Annotated in this window: 2 protein-coding genes, 1 tRNA gene and 2 pseudogenes; 3 read left to right on the top strand and 2 right to left on the bottom strand. The window is 67.8% G+C overall.

Annotation, left to right across the window (positions count from 1 at the left end):
- Nucleotides 1-233: 233 nt before the first annotated feature.
- A tRNA-Val gene (locus B9G38_RS14385) sits at nt 234-308 on the bottom strand.
- Nucleotides 309-541: 233 nt separating this feature from the next.
- On the opposite strand from B9G38_RS14385, the gene B9G38_RS14390 reads away from it, so the two are divergent.
- Nucleotides 542-1,684: a Xaa-Pro peptidase family protein gene (locus tag B9G38_RS14390; RefSeq protein WP_086220828.1), complete on the top strand. Its 1,143-nt coding sequence runs from the start codon at nt 542-544 to the stop codon at nt 1,682-1,684.
- A 58-nt stretch (nt 1,685-1,742) separates the two neighbouring features.
- Here B9G38_RS14390 and B9G38_RS14395 read toward each other — a convergent pair whose 3' ends face one another.
- The gene (locus tag B9G38_RS14395) at nt 1,743-3,131 is read right to left on the bottom strand and encodes an NAD(P)/FAD-dependent oxidoreductase (protein WP_086220829.1); all 1,389 of its coding nucleotides are present in this window, start codon (nt 3,129-3,131) and stop codon (nt 1,743-1,745) included.
- Between the two features lie 195 nt (nt 3,132-3,326).
- On the opposite strand from B9G38_RS14395, the pseudogene B9G38_RS14400 reads away from it, so the two are divergent.
- Nucleotides 3,327-4,043, top strand: a pseudogene (locus B9G38_RS14400) (sodium-dependent transporter); the annotation flags it as partial.
- 14 nt (nt 4,044-4,057) lie between these two features.
- A pseudogene (locus B9G38_RS14405) lies at nt 4,058-4,471 on the top strand (IS1595 family transposase); the annotation flags it as partial.

Here is a 4,471-nt window from a genome sequence, read left to right on the forward strand (position 1 = left end):
CGTTGAGCTGATGACAGCGATTCGAACTCGTCAAACACACGCGTACACGACAAGAAGTCCGTAATCGGCATCATCCGTCTTCACTACCGCCTACGTCATGCTCCTACTTCAACGTTCAAAGCTGAGTGTTCAGTTAGATAGAATAACGCACTGCCTCCGCTGAACTCGTCGCTATATCGTCCGGTGATTACATCCGGGACCCCCGCCGTCGTGTGGTATCGGCCGCAAGAAAGTGGGTTGGGGCGGATTTGAACCGCCGGCCTCCTCCATGTCAAGGAGGTGTCATAACCGGACTAGACTACCAACCCGAAGGGGCTTACTGACGCATCTCGTCATTTCCGTGGGACGTAATTGAACCTTTCGTTTCGAACCGCCCGCGGGGCCGGCCCGGCGGCTCGATCGGGAGACAGCGCGGCGACGGTCGCGGCCCAGGTGGGTCGTCGGTCGGTGTCGACCGGACGGCGGGTACGGAGCGGTCGCACGGCGTCCGCGCGCAGACGGGTTCCGACCGGTTTTACCCGTTCGGCGACAGTCCGTCCGTATGGTCGACCTTGCCGCCCGCACGGACAGGCTGGACGCCTACCTCACCGAGCGCGGACTCGAAGCGGTCTGGTTCGCGCGGCCGAACGGGTTCGCGTGGCTCACCGGCGGCGACAACGTCGTGGACGCCGACGCGGCGACGGGCGTCGCGGCCGCTGGCTACGACAGCGAACTCCGCGTGATCGCCGACGACATCGAGGCGGACCGGCTCGCCGACGAGGAGCTTCCGGACGCGTTCGCGGTCGAATCGTTCCCGTGGTACGCCGACTCACTCGCCGCGGCGGTCGCCGAGCGGTCGCCCGCGCGCGCCGCCGCGGACTTCGACGTGCCCGGCTTCGAGGCGGTCGACGGGAGCCGGCTCCGACAACCCCTCACCGACGACGACGTCGAGCGGTACCGCGAGCTGGGTCGGGAGGTCGCGGCCGCCGTCGAGACCGTCTGCCGGAACCTCGAACCCGACGACCCGGAGTATGAGGTCGCGGCCGGCATTGACATCTCGCTCGCCTCCCGCGACGTGGACACGCCGGTCGTCCTCGTCGGCGGCGCGGAGCGAGCGCAGGCGTTCCGCCACTACACCCCGAGCGACGCCGCGCTCGGCGACTACGCGCTCGTCTCGGTCACCGCGGAGCGGGCGGGGCTCTACGCCTCGATGACGCGGACGGTGGCCTTCGACGCGCCAGACTGGTTCGAGGAGCGACACCGCGCCGCGGCGCGCGTCGAGGCCACCGCGATCCGAGCCACCGAGGCCGCGGCGGCCGGGACGCTCGTCGGAGGAGACGGTGACGCCGGGTCCGCGGACGCCCCCGACGCCGCCGGTGACGTGTTCGAGGCGATCCGAGAGGCGTACGACGCGGTCGGCTTCGCCGACGAATGGGAGAAGCACCACCAGGGCGGCGCGGCCGGGTTCGCGGGCCGAGAGTGGATAGCGACGCCCGACGGCGACGAGCCCGTCCGGTGGCCGATGGGCTACGCGTGGAATCCGACGGTCCGAGGAACGAAAAGCGAGGACACGCACCTCGTCGCGCCGGACCTGACGGAGCGGCTCACGAAGACCGGTCGGTGGCCGACCCACGAGACCGAACCGGTTGACGTGGCGGGGATCGACGTGGAGCCGGTGGAGCTGGCGGCGCCCGTGATCCGGTAGCGGGACCGGTCTCGTCGGGGGCAGCGCCGCCGGCGACGCGGTCGACGGCGTCCGCGGGTCAGTACACGTACTCGCTCTCGTCGATGCCGACGTACCCCTTCTTCACCCGGCGCTTGTTCCACTTGTAACCGACCAGCAGCTTGAGCGACTCCCACCCGGAGCGGTACGGCTGCGAGAGGAGGTCGTCGCCGGTCTCGGCGGCGAGCATCGCGTCGGCCGCGCCGATGACGCGGTCCCAGTCGGCGGGCTCGTACTCCGCGACCATGTCGGCCATCGTCACGTTGCGGACGACCTCGTCGCCGATCGCTTCCTTCCAGCGGCGGTTATACGAGGCCAAGTCGCCCTCGGCGGCGAGTTCGCCCGCGATCGCGCCGGTTCGGACCGCGACGTGATCGCCGCCCTCGTGGAACGCCGACGTGGTCCCCATCGCGCCGCCCGCGACCGCGATGCCGGCCTCCACGGGCGAGTCGATCGGCCGGGTAGACGAGATCGGGTACGTCTCCGTCCCGCCCCGCTTGCCCGCGTCCTCGACAAGTGGGAATTCCTCCTCGATGTCGTACTCGTCGCCGTACTGCCACTCCAAGAGTCGGCGGATGTACTCGCCACCCTGCGGGATCGACTCGTCATCCTCGCGGAGGAGGGCGTACTCCGAGGCGTCGATCTCGTCGATGTCGAGGCCGATCGGCATCGTCAGCCCGACCCGGCAGACGCGGTCCGCGTTCGGGAATATCCACGGGTACGCGGTCTCGCCCGGCATCACGCCCCACCAGAAGACGAGCGCGTCCTCGACCTCCTCGAACACGTCTTCGGGAACGCGCCGATACTCCTGATACGCGATGTGGTTCGCGGTCTTGGAGGCCAACCGCTCGGAGGCCTGCGCGTCCGCGGGCAGGTACTCGTCGAGGACGCGGTTCGTCACCGTCCGCTGCGGGCCGTCGGTGAGAACAACGAAGTCGGCGCCGACGGTGCCGCCGTCCGCGATTTCGAGCGTGTGGCGCGGATCGCCGTCGGCGGGGCCCACCGAGAGGTCAGTGTCGACGCCGCGGACGGAGGTCCCGACGCGGTACTCGGCCCCGGCCTCCTCGGCTCGGTCGCGGAGCCAGTCGTCGAACCGCGCCCGCTGGAAGGTGTAGCCGAACTTGTCGTACGAGGAGTCGATGCCGGTGGAAGTGAGCGTCGCCGACTCGTCGGGCCCACGGAACTCGGCGCGGTTCAGCTCGCGTTGAATTACTCCGTCGTCGAACTCGTCGGGGTGGATCCCCATGATGTCCACCCAGTAGTCCAAGATCCCGGCCGCGTCGGTCGAGTCGGGACCGAGGCCGTCGCGGTCGGCCCGGGGGACCCCTTTCTCGACGACCAGGGCGTCCGCCCCGCCGGTCGCGGCCGCGTGCGCCGCGGACGACCCGGCCGGCCCGCCGCCCACGATCGCGACATCTACGCGTTCCATACCTCGTGAGGTCCCTGTCCGGCTATTAAATTCACGGTCCCCGATGCGGGTCCGACCGGCCGACGTGTCGACGGACGCACGGCGGCGAACGTTCGTCTCCGGGCCGGTGACCGATCGATCATGTTCGATTATCAGCAGCAAACGGCCCAGAGAGACACGTTTTTATCGGGGAGAGGGATTTCATCCAGCACACCAATGGCACGCGAGACGTGGGCGACGCGGGCGGGGTTCATCCTCGCCGCGGTCGGGAGCGCGGTCGGGCTGGGGAACATCTGGCGGTTCCCGTTCATCACCGGCCAGTACGGCGGATCGTCGTTTCTGATCACCTACCTCGCGTTCGTCGCGCTGATCGGGTTCCCGGCGATCCTCGTGGAGTTCGTCATCGGGCGCCGCACCGACCGGAACCCAGTCGGGGCGCTTCGGGAACTGGGCAGCGGCGTCTGGTCGTCCGCCGGCTGGCTGTTCGTCGTCACCGGCTTCATCATCCTCTCGTACTACAGCGTCGTCGCGGGGTGGTTCCTGCGCTACACGCTCATCGGGATCACAGAGGGGTTCACCGTCGCCGACCCGGCGGCCGCGGACGCGCTGTACGAGTCGGTCTCGACCGGGCTCGACACCCTCCTCTTCCACGCCATGTTCATGCTGCTCGTCGTCGGGATCATCGCCGCCGGCGTCAGGCGGGGGATCGAACTGAGCGTGAAGGTGATGGTGCCGGCCATACTCGTCCTGCTCGTCGGACTGGCCGCGTACGGGTTCACCCTCGACGGCGCGAGTGCGGCGTACGCCTACTACCTCTCGCCCGACTTCGCCACAATCGCCGCGAACTGGACTGAGATCCTCCCCGCCGCCGCCGGACAGGCGTTCTCGCTCTTCAGTAGACTGGCGGAACCAGGAGTATTAGTGCCTCTGGCCTGGCAAAGACGGGTATGTGTGAAGACCGTCCTGCCTTCGGCCAGAGGCTAGCGGAACTTGCGGAACTTGGGGTAATAGAATTTCGGCCCGAGCCGCTCGACGCCATCGTCGAGCGGCGTCTCAAGACGGTGTGGGAAGAACGCTCCTGTCCACACTGCGGCGCAGACAACCTCCACGCTCTCAACGGCTCTGACCGTATCTGGTGTGGCCGCTGTGACTGGAAAACCACGTACACGCGAGGGACACCCTTCTACGATTCGGAACTCACCCCAGGTGAGTTCCTCATCGGCTTCATCCTCTACGCTGACACACTCCTCAGCATTACCCAGATCGCTGGTCTCCTCTCACCGTGTTACACGACGCTTCACGACCAGCTCAGAGAGTTTGAAACCGCGTTCTGTCGGGGATTTCCGACTGTCTGGGAGCGC

It is taken from the genome of Halorubrum sp. SD612 (assembly GCF_002135005.1).

What these genes read in the sequence shown, in the direction of transcription:
- B9G38_RS14395 (WP_086220829.1), bottom strand. Translation starts at nt 3,131, where the DNA reads ATGGAACGCGTAGATGTCGCGATCGTGGGCGGCGGGCCGGCCGGGTCG.
- B9G38_RS14390 (WP_086220828.1), top strand. Translation starts at nt 542, where the DNA reads ATGGTCGACCTTGCCGCCCGCACGGACAGGCTGGACGCCTACCTCACC.